The 20,519-nt window shown below is 62.7% G+C and carries 23 protein-coding genes and 3 pseudogenes; 16 read left to right on the forward strand and 10 right to left on the reverse strand.

Annotated features, from left to right (window positions below; genetic code table 11):
* Together tdh and AC0L3H_RS28375 are read left to right on the forward strand one after the other, a co-directional pair.
* A pseudogene (tdh, locus tag AC0L3H_RS28370) lies at nucleotides 1-189 on the forward strand (L-threonine 3-dehydrogenase); the annotation flags it as partial.
* A gap of 34 nt (nucleotides 190-223) precedes the next feature.
* Complete coding sequence (locus AC0L3H_RS28375) at nucleotides 224-847, forward strand: DUF4304 domain-containing protein (RefSeq protein WP_473587666.1); 624 nt, start codon at nucleotides 224-226, stop codon at nucleotides 845-847.
* Here AC0L3H_RS28375 and AC0L3H_RS28380 read toward each other — a convergent pair.
* Nucleotides 844-1,293: a MarR family winged helix-turn-helix transcriptional regulator gene (locus AC0L3H_RS28380; protein WP_473587667.1), complete on the reverse strand. Its 450-nt coding sequence runs from the start codon at nucleotides 1,291-1,293 to the stop codon at nucleotides 844-846. The two genes, AC0L3H_RS28375 and AC0L3H_RS28380, sit on opposite strands and share 4 nt — an antisense overlap.
* A 79-nt stretch (nucleotides 1,294-1,372) precedes the next feature.
* On the opposite strand from AC0L3H_RS28380, the gene hmgA reads away from it, so the two are divergent.
* The 7 genes and pseudogenes from hmgA to AC0L3H_RS28415 form a co-directional block, all read left to right on the forward strand.
* Nucleotides 1,373-2,686: a homogentisate 1,2-dioxygenase gene (hmgA, locus tag AC0L3H_RS28385; RefSeq protein ID WP_128170242.1), complete on the forward strand. Its 1,314-nt coding sequence runs from the start codon at nucleotides 1,373-1,375 to the stop codon at nucleotides 2,684-2,686.
* An 11-nt stretch (nucleotides 2,687-2,697) separates the two neighbouring features.
* Entirely contained in the window at nucleotides 2,698-3,588 is an 891-nt protein-coding gene (locus tag AC0L3H_RS28390; RefSeq protein ID WP_167366596.1) for an MBL fold metallo-hydrolase, read from the forward strand.
* 70 nt (nucleotides 3,589-3,658) lie between these two features.
* Nucleotides 3,659-4,672: a fumarylacetoacetate hydrolase family protein gene (locus AC0L3H_RS28395; protein ID WP_473587668.1), complete on the forward strand. Its 1,014-nt coding sequence runs from the start codon at nucleotides 3,659-3,661 to the stop codon at nucleotides 4,670-4,672.
* A gap of 44 nt (nucleotides 4,673-4,716) precedes the next feature.
* Nucleotides 4,717-4,962: a hypothetical protein gene (locus AC0L3H_RS28400; RefSeq protein ID WP_287173242.1), complete on the forward strand. Its 246-nt coding sequence runs from the start codon at nucleotides 4,717-4,719 to the stop codon at nucleotides 4,960-4,962.
* Nucleotides 4,963-5,351: 389 nt separating this feature from the next.
* Nucleotides 5,352-5,450 (forward strand): annotated as a pseudogene (locus tag AC0L3H_RS28405) (BrnT family toxin); the annotation flags it as partial.
* Nucleotides 5,437-5,763: a BrnA antitoxin family protein gene (locus AC0L3H_RS28410; RefSeq protein WP_473587669.1), complete on the forward strand. Its 327-nt coding sequence runs from the start codon at nucleotides 5,437-5,439 to the stop codon at nucleotides 5,761-5,763. The pseudogene AC0L3H_RS28405 and the gene AC0L3H_RS28410, both read left to right, overlap by 14 nt.
* Nucleotides 5,764-5,780: 17 nt before the next feature.
* Nucleotides 5,781-5,930, forward strand: a pseudogene (locus AC0L3H_RS28415) (DinB family protein); the annotation flags it as partial.
* Nucleotides 5,931-5,957: 27 nt separating this feature from the next.
* Here the strand turns inward: AC0L3H_RS28415 and AC0L3H_RS28420 are convergent.
* The 3 genes from AC0L3H_RS28420 to hppD all read right to left on the reverse strand — a co-directional run bounded on the left by AC0L3H_RS28420 (nucleotide 5,958) and on the right by hppD (nucleotide 7,737).
* On the reverse strand, nucleotides 5,958-6,332 hold the full coding sequence (locus AC0L3H_RS28420) for a type II toxin-antitoxin system VapC family toxin (protein WP_473587670.1): 375 nt from the start codon (nucleotides 6,330-6,332) through the stop codon (nucleotides 5,958-5,960).
* Nucleotides 6,329-6,556, reverse strand: coding sequence for a type II toxin-antitoxin system Phd/YefM family antitoxin (locus tag AC0L3H_RS28425; RefSeq protein ID WP_091600557.1), 228 nt, complete (start codon nucleotides 6,554-6,556; stop codon nucleotides 6,329-6,331). Before AC0L3H_RS28425 ends, AC0L3H_RS28420 begins: the two co-directional genes overlap by 4 nt.
* A gap of 68 nt (nucleotides 6,557-6,624) precedes the next feature.
* Nucleotides 6,625-7,737, reverse strand: coding sequence for a 4-hydroxyphenylpyruvate dioxygenase (gene hppD, locus AC0L3H_RS28430; protein ID WP_473587671.1), 1,113 nt, complete (start codon nucleotides 7,735-7,737; stop codon nucleotides 6,625-6,627).
* 140 nt (nucleotides 7,738-7,877) lie between these two features.
* Between hppD and AC0L3H_RS28435 the strand changes: the two genes are divergently transcribed.
* Nucleotides 7,878-8,345 (forward strand): Lrp/AsnC family transcriptional regulator, encoded by a 468-nt coding sequence (locus AC0L3H_RS28435; RefSeq protein ID WP_027153898.1) that lies wholly within the window; start codon nucleotides 7,878-7,880, stop codon nucleotides 8,343-8,345.
* On the opposite strand, the gene AC0L3H_RS28440 is transcribed toward AC0L3H_RS28435, so the two are convergent.
* The 4 genes from AC0L3H_RS28440 to aztA all read right to left on the reverse strand — a co-directional run bounded on the left by AC0L3H_RS28440 (nucleotide 8,342) and on the right by aztA (nucleotide 11,476).
* Complete coding sequence (locus AC0L3H_RS28440; RefSeq protein ID WP_128176911.1) at nucleotides 8,342-8,680, reverse strand: protein tyrosine phosphatase family protein; 339 nt, start codon at nucleotides 8,678-8,680, stop codon at nucleotides 8,342-8,344. The genes AC0L3H_RS28435 and AC0L3H_RS28440 overlap by 4 nt on opposite strands.
* A gap of 145 nt (nucleotides 8,681-8,825) precedes the next feature.
* Complete coding sequence (aztC, locus tag AC0L3H_RS28445; RefSeq protein ID WP_473587672.1) at nucleotides 8,826-9,758, reverse strand: zinc ABC transporter substrate-binding protein AztC; 933 nt, start codon at nucleotides 9,756-9,758, stop codon at nucleotides 8,826-8,828.
* An 18-nt stretch (nucleotides 9,759-9,776) separates the two neighbouring features.
* Complete coding sequence (aztB, locus tag AC0L3H_RS28450) at nucleotides 9,777-10,652, reverse strand: zinc ABC transporter permease AztB (RefSeq protein WP_473587692.1); 876 nt, start codon at nucleotides 10,650-10,652, stop codon at nucleotides 9,777-9,779.
* The gene (gene aztA / locus AC0L3H_RS28455; protein WP_473587673.1) at nucleotides 10,652-11,476 is read right to left on the reverse strand and encodes a zinc ABC transporter ATP-binding protein AztA; all 825 of its coding nucleotides are present in this window, start codon (nucleotides 11,474-11,476) and stop codon (nucleotides 10,652-10,654) included. The genes aztB and aztA overlap by 1 nt, the downstream gene beginning before the upstream one ends.
* Nucleotides 11,477-11,699: 223 nt before the next feature.
* Between aztA and AC0L3H_RS28460 the strand changes: the two genes are divergently transcribed.
* Complete coding sequence (locus tag AC0L3H_RS28460) at nucleotides 11,700-12,044, forward strand: RidA family protein (protein WP_091600542.1); 345 nt, start codon at nucleotides 11,700-11,702, stop codon at nucleotides 12,042-12,044.
* A 303-nt stretch (nucleotides 12,045-12,347) separates the two neighbouring features.
* On the opposite strand, the gene hutC is transcribed toward AC0L3H_RS28460, so the two are convergent.
* The gene (gene hutC, locus AC0L3H_RS28465) at nucleotides 12,348-13,094 is read right to left on the reverse strand and encodes a histidine utilization repressor (protein ID WP_287055384.1); all 747 of its coding nucleotides are present in this window, start codon (nucleotides 13,092-13,094) and stop codon (nucleotides 12,348-12,350) included.
* Nucleotides 13,091-14,443, reverse strand: a complete 1,353-nt coding sequence (locus AC0L3H_RS28470; RefSeq protein ID WP_473587674.1) for a formimidoylglutamate deiminase — start codon at nucleotides 14,441-14,443, stop codon at nucleotides 13,091-13,093. The genes hutC and AC0L3H_RS28470 overlap by 4 nt, the downstream gene beginning before the upstream one ends.
* Nucleotides 14,444-14,543: 100 nt before the next feature.
* Between AC0L3H_RS28470 and hutI the strand changes: the two genes are divergently transcribed.
* Genes hutI through AC0L3H_RS28495 form a run of 5 tightly spaced genes read left to right on the forward strand, consistent with a single transcriptional unit; the run spans nucleotide 14,544 to nucleotide 20,492 of the window.
* Nucleotides 14,544-15,779, forward strand: a complete 1,236-nt coding sequence (gene hutI, locus AC0L3H_RS28475; protein WP_473587675.1) for an imidazolonepropionase — start codon at nucleotides 14,544-14,546, stop codon at nucleotides 15,777-15,779.
* Nucleotides 15,776-17,311, forward strand: a complete 1,536-nt coding sequence (gene hutH / locus AC0L3H_RS28480) for a histidine ammonia-lyase (protein ID WP_473587676.1) — start codon at nucleotides 15,776-15,778, stop codon at nucleotides 17,309-17,311. The genes hutI and hutH overlap by 4 nt, the downstream gene beginning before the upstream one ends.
* Nucleotides 17,312-17,363: 52 nt before the next feature.
* Nucleotides 17,364-18,182, forward strand: a complete 819-nt coding sequence (gene hutG, locus AC0L3H_RS28485) for an N-formylglutamate deformylase (RefSeq protein ID WP_473587677.1) — start codon at nucleotides 17,364-17,366, stop codon at nucleotides 18,180-18,182.
* Between the two features lie 40 nt (nucleotides 18,183-18,222).
* Nucleotides 18,223-19,893, forward strand: a complete 1,671-nt coding sequence (gene hutU / locus AC0L3H_RS28490; protein WP_473587678.1) for a urocanate hydratase — start codon at nucleotides 18,223-18,225, stop codon at nucleotides 19,891-19,893.
* 8 nt (nucleotides 19,894-19,901) lie between these two features.
* On the forward strand, nucleotides 19,902-20,492 hold the full coding sequence (locus AC0L3H_RS28495; protein WP_473587679.1) for a HutD/Ves family protein: 591 nt from the start codon (nucleotides 19,902-19,904) through the stop codon (nucleotides 20,490-20,492).
* Nucleotides 20,493-20,519: the final 27 nt, after the last annotated feature.

Genomic DNA, 20,519 nt, shown 5'->3' on the forward strand with positions numbered 1-20,519 from the left:
AAGATGCTGCATCTCAAGGGCATCTATGGCCGCGAGATGTTCGAGACCTGGTACAAGATGATCGCGCTGGTGCAGGGGCCGCTCGACGTCACTGGGTTGATCACCCACCGCATCGGCGTGGACGACTATATTTCCGGCTTCGAGGCGATGAAGAGCGGCAATTCCGGCAAGGTGGTGATGGATTGGTAGCGCCAGCCCATTTGTCTTCACGTTGGGGGCCGAGATGGCGGAAAACGAGCACGGACGTATCATTGCTTCGCAGGCAAAGATCGCATTGCAACCCGCTGGATTCCGGCGGAAGGGTCAGTCGCGAACATGGATCGCCGATCGTGGCTTCTGGCTAAGTGTTGTCGAGTTCCAACCCAGCTCATGGTCAAAAGGCTCTTATCTGAATTTAGCGGTTCACTGGCTTTGGGGTTCACTGCCGAGCACATTGACCTTCGATCGCGTTGAGCGCGTTGGCTCGTTTGCCAAGTTTGAAAGTCCTGAGCAGTTTGCCCCCTTGGCAAGTCAAATGGCCAGGACGGCAGCCGAAATTGACCAGATTTATCGATCGACGTTCCCTTCTGTAGCTGCAACTGCCACGGTCCTGGTGAACGAAATGAAATTGGGCGACCATGGCGTGTGGGCTCCTTTCCATGCCGGTGTTGCGGCGGCTTTGGCTGGGGATCAAGGCACGGCAAGACTGATGCTGGGGAGCGTACGGGAGCCTGCTGCTTCGCGAGCGCACGAGGTCTTGGCTCACGTCGATGAGCCGGTTGCGTTTCGACGTCAAATAAGGCGCATGATTGAGACCGAACGCACTTACTTCGGGTTGGGCGCACTACCGACCACTATAGCTATCTAACCGTTGCCCAAGGCGAAGTTTATTTCGAGTGCATTCAGTCCGTTCGTGATTGCTGCGCGCTCGCTGGCATTCAGCCTTCCCAGCAAGTCCCGTTCGAATGCCTTTGCCAACGGCACCATTTCGCGATAGGCGGCAAGGCCCGCTCCGGTCAGCGTCAGATGCTCGATGCGGCGGTCTTTTTCATCCGGTTTGCGCGTCAGCCACCGCCGCCGTTCGAGTTCGGCGACGGCGCGCGAAACCTTGGTCTTGTGCATGGCCGACTGTTCGCCGAGAGCTGTTGCCGTCATCGTGCCGTGCTGGCCGAGACCGGCCAGCGTGCGCCATTCCGGGCGCGTCAGGCCATGGCGGTCCTTGTAAACCCTGGAGAATTCGCGGCTGACGGCATCGGCGAGCCGGTAGAGCCGGTAGGGCAGGAAGCTTTCGAGTTCGAGGGTGTCAGCCTCCATGGTCTGCTCCATCACGATTGATAGTTACATTTTCGATGGTTACAAATGAAACCAATTTGGTCAATCCAGGGAGGATGCCATGGCCTTTTCCTACATGCCGGGGTTCGGCAACGACTTCGAAACCGAGACTTTGCCCGGTTCGCTGCCGCAAGGGCGGAATTCGCCGCAGCGGCCGGCCTACGGCCTTTATGCCGAGCAGCTTTCGGGCTCGCCCTTCACCGCGCCGCGCGGCACCAACGAGCGTTCCTGGCTCTACCGCATCAGGCCGAGCGTCAGGCACACCGGCCGCTTCAAGGCGGCGGATTATCCGCTGTGGAAAAGCGCGCCGAATGTCGGCGATCACGAACTTGCGCTTGGCCAGTACCGCTGGAACCCGGTGCCGATGCCGAAGGAACCGACCGACTTCATTGCCGGCATGCGCTCGATCACCACCGCCGGCGACGTGCTCGGCCAGACCGGCATGGCCGCCCATGTCTATGTCGCCAACCGTTCGATGGCCGACGACCATTTCTTCAACGCCGACGGCGAGTTGCTTATCGTGCCGCAAGTGGGGGCGCTGCGCTTCGTCACCGAGATGGGCGTCATCGAATTGCGACCGGGCGAGATCGCCGTGCTGCCGCGCGGCCTAGTGTTCAAGGTCGAACTGGTCGATGAAACAGTGCGCGGCTATGTCTGCGAGAACTACGGCGCCAAGCTGACGTTGCCGGATCGTGGCCCGATCGGCGCCAATTGCCTGGCCAATCCGCGCGATTTCAAGACGCCTTGCGCCTGGTTCGAGGACAAGGAAACGCCGTGCCGGCTGATCGTGAAATGGTGCGGCCAGTTCCATGTCACCGAACTCGATCATTCGCCGCTGGATGTGGTGGCGTGGCACGGCAACTACTCGCCCTACAAATATGATCTTGCAACGTTTTCGCCGGTCGGCGCGATCCTGTTCGACCATCCCGATCCGTCGATCTTCACGGTGCTGACCGCGCCGAGCGGCGAAGAGGGCACCGCCAACATCGACTTCGTCATCTTCCCGCCGCGCTGGCTGGTGGCCGAAAACACGTTTCGCCCGCCCTGGTATCACCGCAACATCATGAGCGAGTTCATGGGCTTGATCCACGGCCAGTATGACGCCAAGGAAGAGGGCTTCGTTCCCGGCGGCATCAGCCTGCACAATCTGATGCTGGCCCACGGGCCTGACGCAACAGGTTTTGAAAAAGCCTTCCACGCGGATCTGAAACCGGTCAAGCTCGACAACACCATGGCCTTCATGTTCGAGACGCGATTCCCACAGATGCTGACCCGCTACGCCGCCGAGGTTGAAACCCGGCAGGACAATTACATCGACTGCTGGGCCGATCTGAAGAAGCGCTTCAACGGCACGCCCGAGGGCGACTGGTCTTGAGCGCTGATCCAATGCGGGATCGGCTGGTGCTGCTGGGCTCGAAGGGCGGCCCGGCGCTCCGGCCGGGCGGTCCGTGGCCGAGTTCGTCGCTGCTGAAATTCGGCGGACGTACCATCGTCGTGGATTGCGCGCTTGGCGTGACGCACGGGCTGGCCGAGACCGGCATCAGCCTAAAGTCGCTCGACCTGGTCTTCATCACGCATCTGCATTCCGACCATGTGCTGGAACTCGGTCCGCTGATCCACACCGCCTGGACGGCGGGTCTGGCGACACCGGTCACCGTGTTCGGCCCGCCCGGCACCGGCCATTACTGGCAGCGCTTTTGCCAAGCGATGGAATTCGACATCGAGATACGCATAGTCGACGAAGGCCGGCCTGATATCGCAGATTTGGTTTCGATCATCGAGTTCGGCGAAGGCCGGGTGATGGAGGAGCGCGGCCTGAAGGTTTTGGCGCTACGCGTCGACCATCCGCCGGTGAACGACTGCTTTGCGCTTCGCTTCGAGCATGCCGGACAGAGCGTGGTGTTTTCCGCCGATACGGCGTTCTTTCCGCCATTGGCGGATTTCGCCAAAGGCGCCGACATTCTCGTCCATGAAGCCATGCTGGAAGACGGCATCGAGCGGCTCGTCGCGAAAACCGGCAATGGCGCGCGGCTGAGGGAGCATCTGCTCGCCAGCCATAGTTTTGCTGAGGAGGCGGGGCGCATCGCCAGTGACGCAGGAGCCAAGAGACTGGTGCTCAACCACCTCATCCCGGCCGATGATCCCGAGATCGGCGAGGCCGACTGGATCGCCGCCGTCAGGAAAACATGGGCCGGAGACTTGACGATTGCCCACGACGGCCTTGTTGTGGGACTGGAGCATGATCCCGAACCGAAGGACCGCGTTAGCGAAAAGTGAGAACCGGTTTTCGGAAGAGATCATACAAAATTCAAAGCGGCACCAAAGCCGCATCAGGAGAGGAAACCGCATGAAGCTTGCCACATTGAAGGACGGGACGCGCGACGGAAAGCTGGTCGTCGTCTCGCGCGACCTGACGCGGTTCACCGATGCCTCGTTTCTGGTGCCGACGCTGCAGTCGGCGCTCGACAACTGGAACCGGATCGCGCCGCATCTGGCGACAATAGCGGAATCGCTGGAGAACAATGCGGTGCCGTCAGCGCGCTTTCACGAGCATGATGCCCATTCGCCGTTGCCGCGCGCCTACCAGTGGGCCGATGGCTCTGCCTATGTGAATCATGTCGAACTGGTGCGGAAGGCGCGCGGCGCCGAAATGCCGGCAAGCTTCTGGACCGATCCGCTGATCTACCAGGGTGGTTCGGACAGTTTCATCGCGCCGCGTGATCCGATCCGCACGCTCGACGAGGCTCTTGGCGTCGACATGGAAGGGGAAGTCGCTGTCGTCGTCGACGATGTGCCGATGGGGGCAAGCCTCGATGCGGCAAGAGCCGCGATCCGGCTGGTCATGCTGGTCAATGACGTCACGCTGCGCTCCCTCACCGCGCCAGAGCTTGCCAAGGGCTTCGGATTCTTCCAATCAAAGCCGTCCTCGGCGTTTTCGCCCGTCGCGGTGACGCCGGGCGAACTTGGCGAGGCCTGGGATGGCGGCAAGGTCAACCTGCCGCTGCTGGTCGATCTCAACGGCAAGCCGTTCGGCCGCGCCAACGCCGGCGTGGACATGACATTCGATTTTCCGGCGCTGATTGTGCATGCCGCGAAAACCCGGCCGCTGGCCGCCGGCACCATCATCGGTTCGGGCACGGTCTCCAACAAGCTCGACGGCGGGCCTGGCAAGCCTGTCTCGGCGGGCGGCGCCGGCTATTCCTGCATAGCCGAGTTGCGCATGATCGAGACCATCGAGGCCGGCGAACCGACAACCCCGTTCCTGGGCCTTGGCGACATTGTGCGCATCGAGATGAAGGACAGGATCGGACATTCGATTTTTGGTGCGATCGAGCAGAAGGTCGAGAAATACGGAGAATGACAGGCGAGACTGTCTATCTTCTTTGCGGTGTCTGGGCTCTTCTCATGCTGGCGATCTTCATCCAGGCGGTCCGGCTGAGCTATCGCATCGAGGCGCGCTCGCCCGGGCTTACCAACCGCAGCGGCTTTCCGCGCAACGCGATGATTTTCCACACGGTGACCAACACGAACGTCGCGCGGGACGAGGAGACGCAAGCCATGCGCCGGCGCATGAACCGGCTGCTGCTGATCGTTCTCGCCGGATTCGCACTTCTGTGGGCGGGCGTGTCCTTGGTCCAGTCAGCGGAGTGATCTAGCTTAATCGTTCCAAACGCGGGGGGACCCAGGATGCCTTACACCGCTGCTTACCTTTGGTTCGTGGGAATTTGTAGCATCGCTACTGCCTGGCTTTTGATTTCGGCGATCCGGCTCTGCCGTCAGATCGAGGATCGATCTGAAAGACTGCGTAACTTCAGTAGCGTGGCGCGTCTGCCGAAGCTTGTTAACGTCGCTATAAATCGGGACGTTGCGAGCGATGTTGAAACGCAAGCGCTACGCCGTCGTATGATCGCTCGTCTGCTAGCCATAGGGGCTATCTGTATCGCTGTGAAATTGATTGCCTGGACTGGTGTGTGACGTGGACCTGCTCGGTCATCTGCGCCGCATGGCGCGCAACAACCTCTGGTCGAACGACCGGCTCAGCTGTGGTTTTTGCCCGGCTGGGCGCCGAGGGCATCTCGGTAATTTCGATGCGACCGGCCAACCAGGCGGAAAGGAGATTGTTCGATGGCAAAACCTAAGCTGAATATTACGAAGCCTGACAGCGAATTTCAGCCAGGCAAAGGTTTTACCAAAGAAGATTGGGACGCCGTTTCGGACAACCCCGAATGGACCGAGGAGGATTTCAAAAACGCTCGTCCATTCGCTGACGTTTTTCCGGACCTTGCCGAAAGCATTTGCCGTTCGCGCGGGTGGCCGGCGCTCGACAATCCGAAGAAGCAGGTGACGCTGCGCCTCGACAGTGATGTGGTCGCTCGCTTTCGCGCCGGCGGTCCCGGCTGGCAGAGCCGCATCAACGACATTCTGCGCAAGGCCGCCGGCCTCACCAAGTAAACTTCAGCGGACGGAAAATACCGGAGCGCATCGGCGATCTGCTCGCCCATCTCTTCATCCATGGGATCCATCATCGTGGCCAGGTGCATGCGATGATGTCCGGCACCTCGGTAAAGCCGCCGCAACTCGATGAGTTTTTGCTCAACTATGATTTGAAGTTGAGGTAGGCGGAGGTCGAGCGGCTGAATCTGTGATCAGACCAACGCAACGTCATAGGCTGAAAAATGCCGATCCGCAGTGACGAACGTCAGGCCCTCAATTTGAGCCTGTGCGATGAGCAGACGGTCGAAAGGATCGCGGTGATGGAGCGGCAAATGCTCAAGCCTCGCCGCGTGTAGTTCATTCACACCGAGGATCGGAATGCCGTTCGATCGCAAGATTTCCACTATGTTGCCTGTGAGCGTGACTTTGCCGAGCGATTTCTTGATGGCGATCTCTGCTACCGAGACGGCGCTGACGACCACATCCTCGCCCGCAAGAAAGATGTCGCGATGGTGGTCCGAAAGGCGCGAGTCTGCGTTCAGTACCCAAAGCAGAATATGAGTATCCACCAGATATTGGTGGCTCATTTAATGTACTCGTCCCATTCGGGACCGAGTTCATCAAAATCATCCGATATCCGAATTTGGCCTTTCAGGGCTCCAAAAAGACCCTTGCTCCCGCCAGCCCGGGCGGGAGCGCTCAAGGTTGCCACAACCTCGCCATGCCGCGTCAGATGGATCTCTTCACCGGCCTGCGCACGTTTCACCAACTCGGAGAGTTGGGCCTTCGCTTTTGCCATCGGAACATTCATGGTCAGACCTCTTATGACCAGAATTTAGGTCATAATTGATCGAACCGCAAGGAATTTGAAGGCGCACCTCACTCCGCCGCCTGCACCTTCAGCACTCCGCGCTTGATCTGGTCCTGCTCGATCGATTCGAACAGCGCACGGAAATTGCCCTCGCCAAAACCTTCGTCGCCCTTCCTCTGGATGAATTCGAAGAAGATCGGGCCGATTACGGTTTTCGAGAAGATCTGCAGCAGGATCTTGGTCGTGCCGCCGTCAACCACGCCTTCGCCGTCGATCAGGATGCCGTGCTTTTTCATCCGCTCGATCGGCTCATCATGGCCGTGCACGCGGGCATGAGACATCTCGTAATAGGTTTCCGGCGGACCGGGCATGAACTTCAGCCCGTTGGCTGCCAGCCTGTCGGTGGCGCCGTAGATCTCGTCCGTGCCGACGGCGATGTGCTGGATGCCTTCGCCATTGTACTTCTTCAGATATTCGGCGATCTGGCTGGTCTCGTCCTTGGACTCGTTGAGCGGGATGCGGATCTTGCCGCAGGGCGAGGTGATCGCGCGGCTGACCAGGCCGGTGATCTTGCCGTCGATGTCGAAGAAATGGATCTGCTTGAAGCCGAACAGGTCACGATAGAAATCCCACCATTTGTCCATATTGCCGCGATAGACATTGTGGGTGAGGTGGTCGAGATAATAGAAGCCGACGCCTTCCGGCTTCGGGTCGGGCTCGCCCAGCCAGTCGAATTCGGCTTCGTAGGCCGAGCCTTTGTCGCCGTAGACCTCGATGAAATAAAGCAGCGAGCCGCCAATGCCTGATATCGCCGGCACATCGAGCGCCTTGTCGACGCCTTCATAGGGTGTGGCGCCCTTGGCGACAGCATGGTCGAACGCGTGCTTGGCATCGACCACCCGCCAGGCCATCGAGGAAGCGCAGGGGCCGTGCTTGTCGACGAATTTCATCGCATGCGAGCCGGGTTCGGCATTGACGACATAGTTGATGTCGCCCTGCCGCCAGACGGTGATGTTCTTGGTGCGGTGCTTGGCTACCGGTACATAGCCCATGCGGGTAAAAAGGTCGGCGAGCTTTTCCGGTTCGGGATGCGCGAACTCGACGAATTCGAAGCCGTCGGTGCCGGCGGGATTGGCCTTGCTGACCGTTGCGGGCGGTGCATCGTGCGGGAAGGGACCCATGGTGTTGTCCTCCAAAAGCTGCTTGGCCGCAAAGGGCCATTTTGACGCTACTATAGCGCGGAGCAGGCGCATGGTGCTTGCATTCAAACGCTTTAAACGAATAGATCATGCGGGAATTGTGCATGGTGGATGAAAAAATCATGGATGAGGCGCGCATAGACCAGTTTGACCGCAAGATAATGGCTCTCTTGCAGGGCGACGCACGGCTGACCAACAACGATTTGTCGGAACGGGTGAACCTGTCGGCGTCGCAATGTTCGCGCCGCCGCCAGAGGCTGGAGGAGGACGGCTATATTAGGGGCTATCGCGCGGTGCTCGACCGCGACAAGCTCGGCTTCTCACTGGTCAACGTCATCTCTGTAACGCTCGCCACCCACAACCGCGACAATGCGCGGCGCTTCGGCGAGTTGGTGGCGCGGCTGCCGGAAGTGCAGGAGGCGCACGCGCTGACCGGCGAGATGGATTACATCCTGAAAGTGGTGACGCCCGACCTGAAATCGCTGTCGGAATTCGTCAACGGCGTGCTCCTGCCGCACGAATCCGTGCAGCATGTGAAGACGGCGATCGTGCTGGAAACGCTGAAGGAAACCGGCGCGCTGCCGATTTAGCCCTTCGACTGCTGGATCAGCCCAAAAAGGTTGGTGCAGCGTGCGCCGGAACGGCAATAGGCGAACACCGGGCCTTCGAGCTCATCGAGCGCCTCAGCCTGGTCCTCGACATTTTGGGCGGTGATCTGGCCGCTGATGACCGGAATGTAGCGAAAGGTAAGCCCGGCGGCTTCGACTGCCGCTTTGACGGTGTCCGCCGAAGGCTGGCCGGGCTGCTCGTCATCAGGCCGGTTGCAGATGACGCTCTTGAAGCCGGCGGCCTTGATGGCGGCGACTTCTTCGGGCTGGATCTGGCCGGAGACCGAATAGTCCTCGGTGATCTGACGATATTCCATGTTTCCTCGCAAAACTGGTTTGGCCGCAGTCTTAAGACTCCCCGACGAGATCGGCAATCCGCGCAGAATGAAATCCCACTGCGCAGATAGTTCTTTCGACGGAGAATCCAACAGAGCCGGCGCGGCCCGGCTGGCCAGGAAGGCATCAGCTTCCGAGGATCGCGCCTTTGATCTGGGCGATGTTGTTGTGCATCAGGTCGATATAGGTCGATGCCGGGCCGTCGGGTTGCGACAGCGCATCCGAATAAAGCGTGCCGCCAACCTTGGTGCCGGTCTCGCTGGCGATCTGCTCGATCAGCCGCGCGTTGGTGATGTTCTCGATGAAGACCGCCGCCGCCTTGTCCTGCTTCACCTGGCTGACCAGCTTGGCGACGTCGGCAGCGGACGGCTCCGACTCGGTCGACACCCCTTCGGGCGCCAGGAAGGTGAGGCCATAGGCCTTCTCGAAATAGCCGAAGGCGTCATGCGAGGTGATGACGACGCGTTTCTCTTCCGGGATCGACTGGATCGCCGTCTGCACTTCGCCCTCAAGCGCGTCGAGTTTCTTTGTATAGGCGGCGGCATTGGCCTTGTAGCTGTCGCAACCCCCAGCGTCGGCGGTGCAGAAGGCATCGGCGATGTTCTTCACATAGATCTTGGCGTTGGCGATCGACTGGAAGGCATGCGGATCGGTCTCGCCATCAGTGTGGGCGCCTTCAGCAGCGTCGGCATCGGCGAATTCGGGTTTGAAGTTGATCGGCGTGACGCCCTTGGTCAAAACGGCGATCGTCGCCTTGGTGGCACTGGCGTCGACCAGGCGCTGCAAAAAGCCTTCGAAATGCAGGCCGTTGACCAGCACCACATCCGCACCCGCCATCGCCACCGCGTCAGCCGGACTCGGCTCGTAGACATGGGCATCGCCATCCGGCCCGACGATGGTGGTCAGATTGATCCGGTCGCCGCCGACATTTTTGGCGAAATCGGCAATGATCGTGAAGCTGGCGATCACTTTCAACGGCTCCGCGAAGGCCGACGACGCGCCAAAGGCTGACAATGTCATAACGCCCACTGCCAGGGCGGCGCGGATCGATTTCAGCATGGACAGCACTCCTTCGGATCAGGCGGTTCTGTGGCGGTGATGGATAATACGGGCGCGCAGGATGCCGCGCGTGCCGAACAGGATCGAGGCAAAATAGACGACGCCGGCCGACAGGATGATGGCCGGGCCGGAAGGCAGCGACACGTGATAGGACAGAAGCAGCCCCGCGACGCAGGAGGCAAAGCCGATCAGCACCGCCAGCACGCACATCGGCTCCACGCGCATGGTCCAGAAGCGGGCGGCGGCCGCAGGCAGCATCATCAGCCCGACCGATAGCAGCGTGCCGAGCGCCTGGAAGCCGCCGACCAGGTTGAGCACGACGAGGCCGAGGAAGATGAAATGCACAGGGCTGCCCAGCCGGCTGACCGAACGCAGGAACAGCGGGTCGAGACATTCGGCGACGAGCGCCCGCCAGAAGATGGCGAGGCTGGCCAGCGTGACCAGCACGATGCCGCCGATCAGTGTCAGCGCTTCATTGTTGAGCGCAAGCACGGTGCCGAACAGCACATGCATGAGATCGACGCTGGAGCCGCGGATCGACACCATCAGCACGCCGATCGCCAGCGAAATCAGGTAGAAGGCCGCCATCGAAGCGTCCTCGCGCTGAATGGTGAAGCGCGAGACGGCGCCGGCGCCGAGCGCGACGATGATGCCGGCAATCAGCCCGCCGATGGTCATCGGCAGGATTTCCAGCCCATAAAACAGGAACCCGGCGGCAGCACCCGGCAGGATGGCGTGGGCCATGGCGTCGCCGGAAAGGCTCATGCGCCGCAGCATCAGGAACACGCCGACCGGGCAGGCGCCGAGCGACAGCATCAGCGAACCGGCAAGCGCCCGCTGCATGAAGGCGAATTCGGCGAACGGAGCGATGAGAAGACCGTAGAGCGTGTCCATCATGCGGCCCGCGGCCCGGAGCCGTGATAATGGTCGTGCGCATGGTTGTGCCCAGGGTCGTGCCCGGGGCCGTGACCGTGATCACCGTGCTTGTCGGGCTCGCACCAGGGCGCGTTCTCCTCCCAGGCTTCGTGGAAGCGGCGCGCGCGCAACAGGTTTTCCGGCCGCAGCGTTTCCCTGGTTTCGCCCCAGGCGATTGGCTGGCGCGCCAGCAGCAGCGTCTCGGGGAAATTCTGGCGCACCAGTTCCAGATCGTGGACGACAACCAGGATCGTACGTTCCTCGCCATGCCAGCGCTTGATCAGTGCGATCAGGTCGCCGACGGTCTTGGTATCGACGGCGTTGAACGGTTCGTCGAGCAGAATGAGATCGGCGTCCTGCAGCAGCACACGGGCGAACAGCGTGCGCTGCAGCTGGCCGCCCGACAGCGTGTCGATCGGGCGTTTCTCGAAGCCGCCGAGGCCGACGGCCATCAGCGCCTGGCTGACCGAATCGCGATCTTCCCTGGTGTAGCGGCCGAGCAGCCCGCGCCGTGGCCACAGGCCGAGCGAAACCAGATCAACGACCCGGGCGGGAAAGGAGCGGTCGAGTTCCGACTGTTGCGGCAGATAAGCTGCGCGCACGCCGGGCGCCCGGACAACCGTGCCGGCCATAGGTTTCAACACGCCGACGATACCCTTCATCAGGGTCGACTTACCCGAGCCATTGGCGCCGACGACGGCAGTCAGCGACCCGCGGCGGATCGTGCCATCGAGATGATGGATCGCCGGATGGCTGTTGTAGCCCAGCGTCAGGTCGCGGAATGTCAGGCAGGTTTTGGTCATGTGACGATCCGTGGGACACCACTAGTACGGCAGCGGCGGTGGATATGTGATGTTATTACATTAGTCAACAAGTCAATCCGGCGGAATTGCGGCGACCGGAGCAATTTGCGTGTGCCTATTTTCGCCCCACGCCTGCTGGCTCAAGAGGATTCGCTCATCCAACCTTGCCCCCAGCGAACCGCGACTCTAAAGAGGCGCGACCCACAAAGGAAGGAAACGTCCAATGAGCATTCGTCGCATCGATGTTGGCCCACGCATGAGCCAGATCGTCATCCACGGCAACACCGTCTATCTGGCTGGTCAGGTCGGCGAACCGGGCGGAAACGTCGGCACCCAGACCAGGGACATCCTGGCGGCCATTGACGAATTGCTGGCCAAGGCCGGCACCGACAAGACCAAGATCCTGCAGGCGATCATCTGGCTGGCCGACATGGGCACCTTTGCCGAGATGAACGCGGAATGGGACAAGTGGGTGCCACAGGGCCATACCCCGGCCCGCGCCACCGGCGAGGCCAAGCTTGCCGGGCCGGAATATCTGGTCGAGATTATTATTACTGCAGCGATTTGAGATGCGGCTCTTAACCCTCCCCCTCGAGGGGAGGGTCGGCGAGTAGTCGGAGCGAAGCGGAGATTGCGAGACGGGGTGGGGTCGGCGAAGTTGCACCGGCCCCCCCCCCCCGGCCCAAAATACCCCCGGGGGGGGTTTTGTGCGCGCCCCCCCCCGCGGGGGGGGGGGGGGGGGCGTCCCGCCGCCCCCCGGGTTTGTTCGCGCGGGGGGGGGGGCCCGGCGAAGTTGCACCGACCCCACCCCGCGTCACAAAATGCCGCCATGCGGCATTTTCCTCCGCGACCCTCCCCTCGAGGGGGAGGGTTACCCCTGCGACGGCGTGAACCGCGCGACCAGCGTGTGGCTGTCGGCCGCATAGGTGAAACGGACATGGGTGACCGGGTGCTCGGCGCTCCATGTCCGTCGCTCGACCACCAGGCAGGGGGCGCCGGACTCGATTTCGAGTGCGGTCGCAATGTGTCTGTCGGCGGCGACGGCGCGGATGCGGTGCTCGGCGGCACTCCATGGCACGCGGGCGATCAGCCACGGCCCAGGCGCGACGGCAAAAAATTCCTCGTTGGCAGCCTCGGCCACAGCGGCCAGGTTGATCAGCCGCTGTTCGTGGGCGAACGGCCGCTTGCCGGCGAAATGCCGGCATTCCAGCGCCAGCACCGGCCCGTTGGAGTCGAGTTCCAGCAAGGCGCGATCCTCGGCGCTGCTGCGCCTTTTATGTCGCGCCACACGCTCGTAGCGATAGGGCAGGCCGAGCGCCTCGACCTCGATCCTGATGTCATGGATTTCCAACACCGCGGCTTGCGACTGCGGCCGCCGGACAAAGCTGCCAGAGCGGCGGCGGCGCTCTATCAGCCCCGCCTTGGCAAGCTGCGACAGCGCCTTGTTCACCGTCATGCGCGAACATTTGTACTCGGCCGTCAGTTCGTGCTCGAACGGGATGCGGTGGCCGGGCGCCCAGGCGCCGGACAGGATTCGTTCGCTGATGTCGGACAGGATGCGTTGATGCAGCGAGAGGGGCTCGCCGCCGTCCGCATCCATTGTCTGGATCATGCTCATGCCGAAAGCGCCGCCATCACCTTGCGAAAACGCTCGGCAATAAAATCGCGCCTTGCATGCCTGCCACTGCTGACGAGTTTCTTGCCATGCACCCAGACACAATCGACCTTGGAACCGTTGGCGAAGATCCAGGTGTCGAGCACTGCATCGCCCGTCTTGCCGGCAAGCGACGGGTGCTTGCCATCGAGCGAGATGAAATCGGCTGGGGCGCCAGCGGCGATCCGCGAGGGGCTTGCGCCGAGCGCTACGCTGCCGCCGTCGAGCGCGGCATCGAACAGTGCGCGCCCGGTCGAACCGCCGGCGACCGCCAGCAGGTTGCGGGCACGGTGGGCGAGGCGCTGCGAATATTCGAGCTGCCGCAATTCGTCCGGCAGGCCGATCAGCACGTTGGAGTCGGAGCCGACGCCGAAGCGGCCGCCGTGCTGTTTGAACAAAGGTGCTGCAAAGGTGCCGTCGCCGAGATTGGCCTCGGTGATCGGGCAGAGGCCGGCGATTGCTCCGCTTTTCGCCAAGGCCGCCGTCTCGGTCTCGGTCATGTGGGTGGCGTGGATCAGGCACCAGCGACTATCGACCCTGGCATTGGCGAGCAGCCATTCGATCGGCCGCGCCCCGGACCAGGCAAGGCAGTCCTCGACCTCCTTCACTTGCTCGGCGATGTGGATGTGGATCGGTCCGCCGGGTGCCATTGTCGCGATGTTTTCCAACTGCTCCGGTGTCACGGCGCGCAGACTGTGCGGGGCGATGCCGACGACCGCGTGATTCAAGGTGCGAACGGTTTCGTGACATTTCTCAACAAGCCGCGAGAACCGATTCATATCGTTGATGAATCGCCGCTGGCCTTCGTTCGGCGCTGCGCCGCCGAAAGAGGAATGTGCATAGAAGACCGGCAGCAGCGTCAGCCCGATGCCGGTGTCGGCAGCCGCGGCGGTGATGCGGTCGGCCATTTCGGCGACGTTGGCGTAGGGCTGGCCGTCGCGGTCGTGATGCAGATAGTGAAACTCGCCGACGCGTGAAAACCCAGCCTCCAGCATCTCGACATAGAGCTGCGCGGCGACCGCCTCGACCTGATCCGGCGTCATCGACAGCGCGAAGCGATACATCACCTCGCGCCAGCTCCAGAAGCTGTCGGCTGAAGGGCCGCGCAGCTCGGCTAGACCGGCCATGCCGCGCTGGAAGGCGTGGCTGTGCAGGTTCGGCATGCCTGGCAGCAGAATGGCATGGCGTTCGTCGCCGGGCTGGGATGCGGTGTTCGGCTCGACCGTGGCGATGTGGCCATCACTGACGACGATCCGGGCATTGGAATGCCAGCCGTCGGGCAGAAGCGCCTGTTCCGCAAAGATCGCAGTCACGTTTTTCTCTCCGATTCCCTTTGTCCCGTGCAATGATACCACTTGCAGTGCGTTTCAATATGTATATACATAACCACCGCCGATTGAAACGGAAAAGATGATGGCTGGAGAGAGCAAAAGCCGGGCAGGGGAGATCCGCCTCTGGCGCAATGCGCGACTGGCGACCATGGCCGACAGCGCCGCCGGACTGGGTATCGTCGAAGACGGCGCGATCGCCGCGCGCGATGGCCTGATCGTCTATGCCGGCCAGGAAGCCGACATGCCGGCAGCGTTCAGCCAGAACGCCGAGATTGTCGATTGCGAAGGCCGCTGGATCACACCCGGCCTGATCGACTGCCATACTCATCTGGTCCACGCCGGCAATCGCGCCAATGAATTCGAGATGCGGCTGGCCGGCGCCACCTATGAAGAGGTCACCAGGGCCGGCGGCGGCATCGTCTCGTCGGTCAAGGCGCTGCGCGCTGCCAGCCAGCAGGAATTGGTTGCGCAGTCGCTGCCGCGCCTCGACGCGCTGATCGCTGAAGGCCTCACCACCATCGAGGTCAAGTCGGGCTACGGGCTCGATCTCGAAAACGAGAAGAAATCGCTGCGCGCCGCGCGGCTCCTGGGCGAAAACCGTCCAGTAACGGTAACAACGAGCTTCCTCGGCGCGCATGCCCTGCCGCCTGAAGCGAAAGGCGACAAGGACGCTTTTATCGATCTGGTCGCAAACCAGATTTTGCCGGCCGTCACTGCCGAGGACCTGGCCGACGCGGTCGATGGTTTTTGCGAAGGCATCGCCTTTTCGCCCGAGCAGATTTCTCGCGTGTTCGACGCGGCGAAAGCAGCAGGCCTGCCGGTAAAACTCCACGCTGACCAATTGTCCAACCTGCACGGCGCAGAACTTGCGGCGCGCTATGGCGCCCTGTCGGCCGACCATCTCGAATACACTGACGAGGCGGGTGCGGCGGCGATGGCGAGGGCCGGGACCGTGGCGACGATCCTGCCCGGTGCCTACTATTTCATCCGTGAGACCAAGAAGCCGCCGATCGGCCTGTTTCGCCAGCACGGCGTCAAAATGGCGGTCGCCACCGACTGCAATCCCGGCACCTCGCCGCTGACCTCGCTGCTGCTGACCATGAACATGGCGGCGACTTTGTTTGGTCTGACTGTTGACGAATGCCTTGCCGGTGTCACCCGCGAGGCCGCCCGCGCGCTCGGACTGCTCGGACGAACCGGCACGCTGGAGGCTGGAAAATCGGCCGACCTGGCGATCTGGGACATCGAGCGCCCGGCCGAGCTCGTCTACCGTATGGGTTTCAACCCGCTGCATGCCCGCATCTGGAGGGGACAATGAGTGAACTCAGACTCAAGCCGGGCAACACGACGCTGGCCGACTGGCGCGAAATCTATCGTGGCGCGATGCCGAAGCTGGACGCGGCCTGCTGGCCAAAGATCAAGGCCAGCGCCGAGGCCGTTGCCCGCATCGTCGCCAAGGGTGAGCCGGTCTATGGCATCAACACCGGTTTCGGCAAATTGGCCAGCGTCCGTATCCCCGCCGCCGATCTCGAGACGCTGCAACGCAACATCGTGCTGTCGCATGCCGCCGGTGTCGGCGAACCGATGCCGGTCGCTGTTTGCCGGCTGATGATGGCACTGAAGCTGGCCAGCTTGGCGCAGGGCGCCTCCGGCGTGCGGCCGCAGACCATTGAGCTGCTCGAAGCGATGCTCGCCAACGACGTCATTCCGGTGGTGCCGGCGCAAGGCTCGGTCGGCGCATCCGGCGACCTTGCGCCACTGTCGCACATGACGGCGGTGATGATCGGCGTCGGCGAATGTTTTACCCCACATGGCCGGTTCCCGGCCAAGGTCGCCTTTGTCTCGCACGGGCTGGAGCCGGTCACGCTTGGCGCCAAGGAAGGGTTGGCGCTGCTCAACGGCACGCAGTTTTCGACCGCCTATGCGTTGGCCGCCTTGTTCGACGCCGAAGTGCTCTACCAGTCGGCGCTGGTCGCCGGTGCGCTCTCGACCGATGCCGCCAAGGGCTCCGACGCCCCCTTCGATCCGCGCATCCACCTGCTCAGGAGGCATCCTGGCCAGATCGAGACGGCAGAGGCGCTGCGCAACCTGATGGCCGGCAGTGCCATCCGTGAATCGCACCGGGTCGGAGACGAACGCGTGCAGGACCCGTACTGCTTGCGCTGCCAGCCGCAGGTGATGGGTGCAGCGCTCAGCGTGCTGCGCCAGGCCGCCGGCACGCTGGGCACCGAGGCCAACGGCGTCACCGACAATCCGCTGATCTTCGCCGAGGACGACACAGCACTTTCCGGTGGCAATTTCCACGCCGAGCCAGTCGCCTTCGCCGCCGACATGATCGCGCTCGCCGTCTGCGAGATCGGCTCGCTGTCGGAACGGCGCATCGCCATGCTGGTCGATCCGGCGCTGTCGGGCATGCCGGCCTTCCTGACCCCGAAGCCAGGCTTGAATTCAGGCTTCATGATCCCGCAAGTGACGGCGGCGGCACTCGTCTCGGAAAACAAGCAAAAGGCCTATCCGGCCAGTGTCGATTCGATCCCGACCTCGGCCAATCAGGAAGACCACGTCTCGATGGCGGCACATGGCGCGCGCCGGCTGATCGGCATGATCGAGAATGCGACGGCCGTCATCGGCATCGAATTGCTGGCCGCCACGCAGGGCTGCGATTTCCATGCGCCGCTGGCATCGAGTGCGCCGCTCGAAGCGGTGCGCAGACTGGTCAGGGCCGAAGTGCCGCATCTCGACAATGACCGGCATTTCCACCCCGACATGGAAAAGGCCATCGCCATGGTGCGCAGCGGCGCTGTCGTGAAGGCAGCGGGCGCGGTGGCGCTGCCGGGAATCGCGTCGTGAGGATGTGCGCCTCTATAGGTCGCCGCAAAGCGCCAGCGCAGGGAGACCATTCATGAACGCGCCCTCCTGGCTCACTGTAAAGCGCGGCACCACCCCCCTGCTGGTCTCGATCCCGCACACCGGCATCGATCTCGCCGGCCTCGAGAACCGGCTGGTGTCGCCTTGGCTCGGCCGCCGCGACGCCGACTGGTGGATCGATAAGCTGTATGAGTTTGCCGAAGACCTCGGCGCGACGGTGGTGCATACCGCGATCTCGCGCACCGTCATCGACGTCAATCGCGATCCCTCCGGCGTCTCACTCTATCCCGGCCAGGCAACCACCGGCCTGTGCCCGACCGAGACCTTCGACGGCGATCCGCTCTATCGTGTCGGGGAAGAGCCTGATGCCTCGGAGGTCGACGAGCGCCGCGAAAAGTACTTTGTGCCTTACCATGCCGCCATGCAGGCCGAGATCGACAGGCTGCGCGCCGTGCACCGGAAGATCGTCCTCTATGACTGCCATTCGATCCGCTCGATGCTGCCGCGGCTGTTCGAAGGCACTCTGCCGGTGTTCAACCTCGGCACCAATGACGGCAAAAGCGCCGATCCGGGCTTGCAGGCAATGGTCGGCCAGATCCTCGCCGAGACCGGTGAGAGTTTTGTCGTCAACGGCCGCTTCAAAGGCGGCTGGATCACGCGCCATTTCGGCCAGCCGCAAAACGGCGTTCATGCGCTGCAGATGGAACTGTCCAACCGCGGCTATATGCGCGAGCCCGAGGGCAAAGGTACGCCCGACAATTGGCCGGTGCCTTACGACCCGGCATTCGCCGCGCCGATCCGCGCCACGCTGAAGCGGATCCTGGAAAGCGCGATTGCCTGGGCCGGGCGCTGACGCATCGCCGCGCAGCTCATTCGAAAGGAAAAGTGACGCCATGACCGATCCTCGCCACAACATCCGCGAAGTCCGCAGCCCGCGCGGCAGCGAGCTCAATGCCCGCACATGGCTGACTGAAGCGCCGTTGCGCATGCTGATGAACAATCTCGATCCCGACGTCGCCGAAAACCCCAACGAACTGGTCGTCTATGGCGGCATCGGCCGCGCGGCGCGCACCTGGAACGACTTTGATCGCATCGTCGCCTCTCTGAAGACGCTTGGAGACGACGAGACGCTGCTGGTGCAGTCGGGCAAGCCGGTCGGCGTGTTTCGTACCCACACCGATGCGCCGCGCGTGCTGATCGCCAATTCCAACCTCGTGCCGCACTGGGCGACATGGGAGAAATTCAACGAGCTCGATAAGAAGGGCCTGATGATGTACGGCCAGATGACGGCCGGCTCGTGGATCTACATAGGCACCCAAGGCATCGTGCAGGGCACCTACGAGACCTTCGTCGAGGCCGGCCGCCAGCATTACGAAGGCAACCTCAGGGGCAAATGGATATTGACCGGCGGCCTCGGCGGCATGGGCGGCGCCCAGCCGCTGGCCGCGGTCATGGCCGGCGCCTGCTGCCTGGCGGTCGAATGCGATCCCGACCGCATCGATTTCCGGCTGCGCACTCGCTATGTCGACGAACGCGCCGACACGCTCGACGAGGCGCTGGAAAAGATCGAGCGCTGGACCAGGGCCGGCGAGGCGAAATCGGTCGGCCTGGTCGGCAACACCGCAGACATCGTGCCGGAACTGGTGCGGCGTGGCGTGCGCCCCGACCTGGTCACCGACCAGACGTCGGCGCATGATCCGCTCAACGGCTATCTGCCCAAGGGCTGGTCGCTCGCCGAATGGCGCGAGAAGCGCACCAGCGACCCGAAGGCGGTCGAAAAGGCGGCGCGCGCGTCGATGCGCGAACATGTCGAGGCGATGGTGGCGTTCTGGAACGCCGGCGTGCCGACGCTCGACTATGGCAACAACATCCGCCAGGTGGCCAAGGAGGAAGGGCTCGACAATGCCTTTGCCTTCCCGGGTTTCGTGCCGGCCTATATCCGGCCACTGTTTTGTCGCGGCATCGGTCCGTTTCGCTGGGCAGCCCTCTCCGGCGATGCCGAGGACATCTACAAGACCGACGCCAAGGTGCGCGAGCTGACGCCCGGCAACACCCACCTGCACAACTGGCTCGACATGGCGCGTGAGCGCATCGCCTTCCAGGGTCTGCCGGCGCGCATCTGCTGGGTTGGTCTCGGCGACCGCCACCGGCTCGGCCTCGCCTTCAACGAGATGGTGGCGAAAGGCGAGCTCAAGGCGCCGGTGGTCATCGGCCGCGATCATCTCGATTCAGGCTCGGTTGCCTCGCCGAACCGCGAGACGGAATCGATGAAGGACGGCTCGGACGCCGTGTCCGACTGGCCGCTGCTCAATGCGCTGCTCAACACCGCGTCCGGCGCAACCTGGGTATCTCTGCATCATGGCGGCGGCGTCGGCATGGGGTTTTCGCAACATGCCGGCATGGTCATCGTCGCCGACGGCACACGCGAAGCGGCCAAACGCCTGGAGCGGGTGCTATGGAACGACCCCGCAACCGGCGTCATGCGCCACGCCGATGCCGGCTATGATCTCGCCATCGACTGCGCCAGGGAGCACCAGCTCAACCTGCCAGGCATCCTCGGCTGAACCGCGTCTTGCGCATCCTGCGGGCAGCCGAATACCGGTCCATGCCGTGGAAGAACGGCGGCGGGGTGACGACTGAAATCGCCGTCTCGCCCGCAGGTGCTGCGCTCGACGATTTCGACTGGCGCGTCTCCATGGCGCGCGTCGAAAGCGGCGGGCCATTCTCCGAGTTTGCCGGAGTGGACCGAAGCTTGGCCGTGCTGGAAGGCGAGGGGATCATCCTTGATATCGCCGGCCGCCCGGCGGCTACGCTGACCAAAACGTCCGCCCCGCTTTCCTTTGCGGCCGATGTGCCGACGCAAGCGGCGCTGATCGCCGGTCCGATCACCGATCTCAACGTCATGATGCGGCGTGGACGGATGACTCATGCCGTCGATCGCCTGGTCATTTCAGCTCCGACGGACATCCAGTCAGCCGCCGATGCGACCCTCATCCTGTGTGTTGACGGCGAGGTCACGGTGGCCGGCGCGGCGCTTGTCCGCATCGGACCGCGCGACGCGCTGTTGCTCGGGCCGGACGACGCTCTGTCACAGCGCGTCGAGCCTGCGCGACCAGCGACGCTGTTCGTGATCCGCATCGATCGCGTTGCGGCAAACGATTAACGCCTGTTTCGAAACATGATCACAACA

The sequence above is a fragment of the Mesorhizobium sp. WSM4816 genome, from assembly GCF_055811535.1.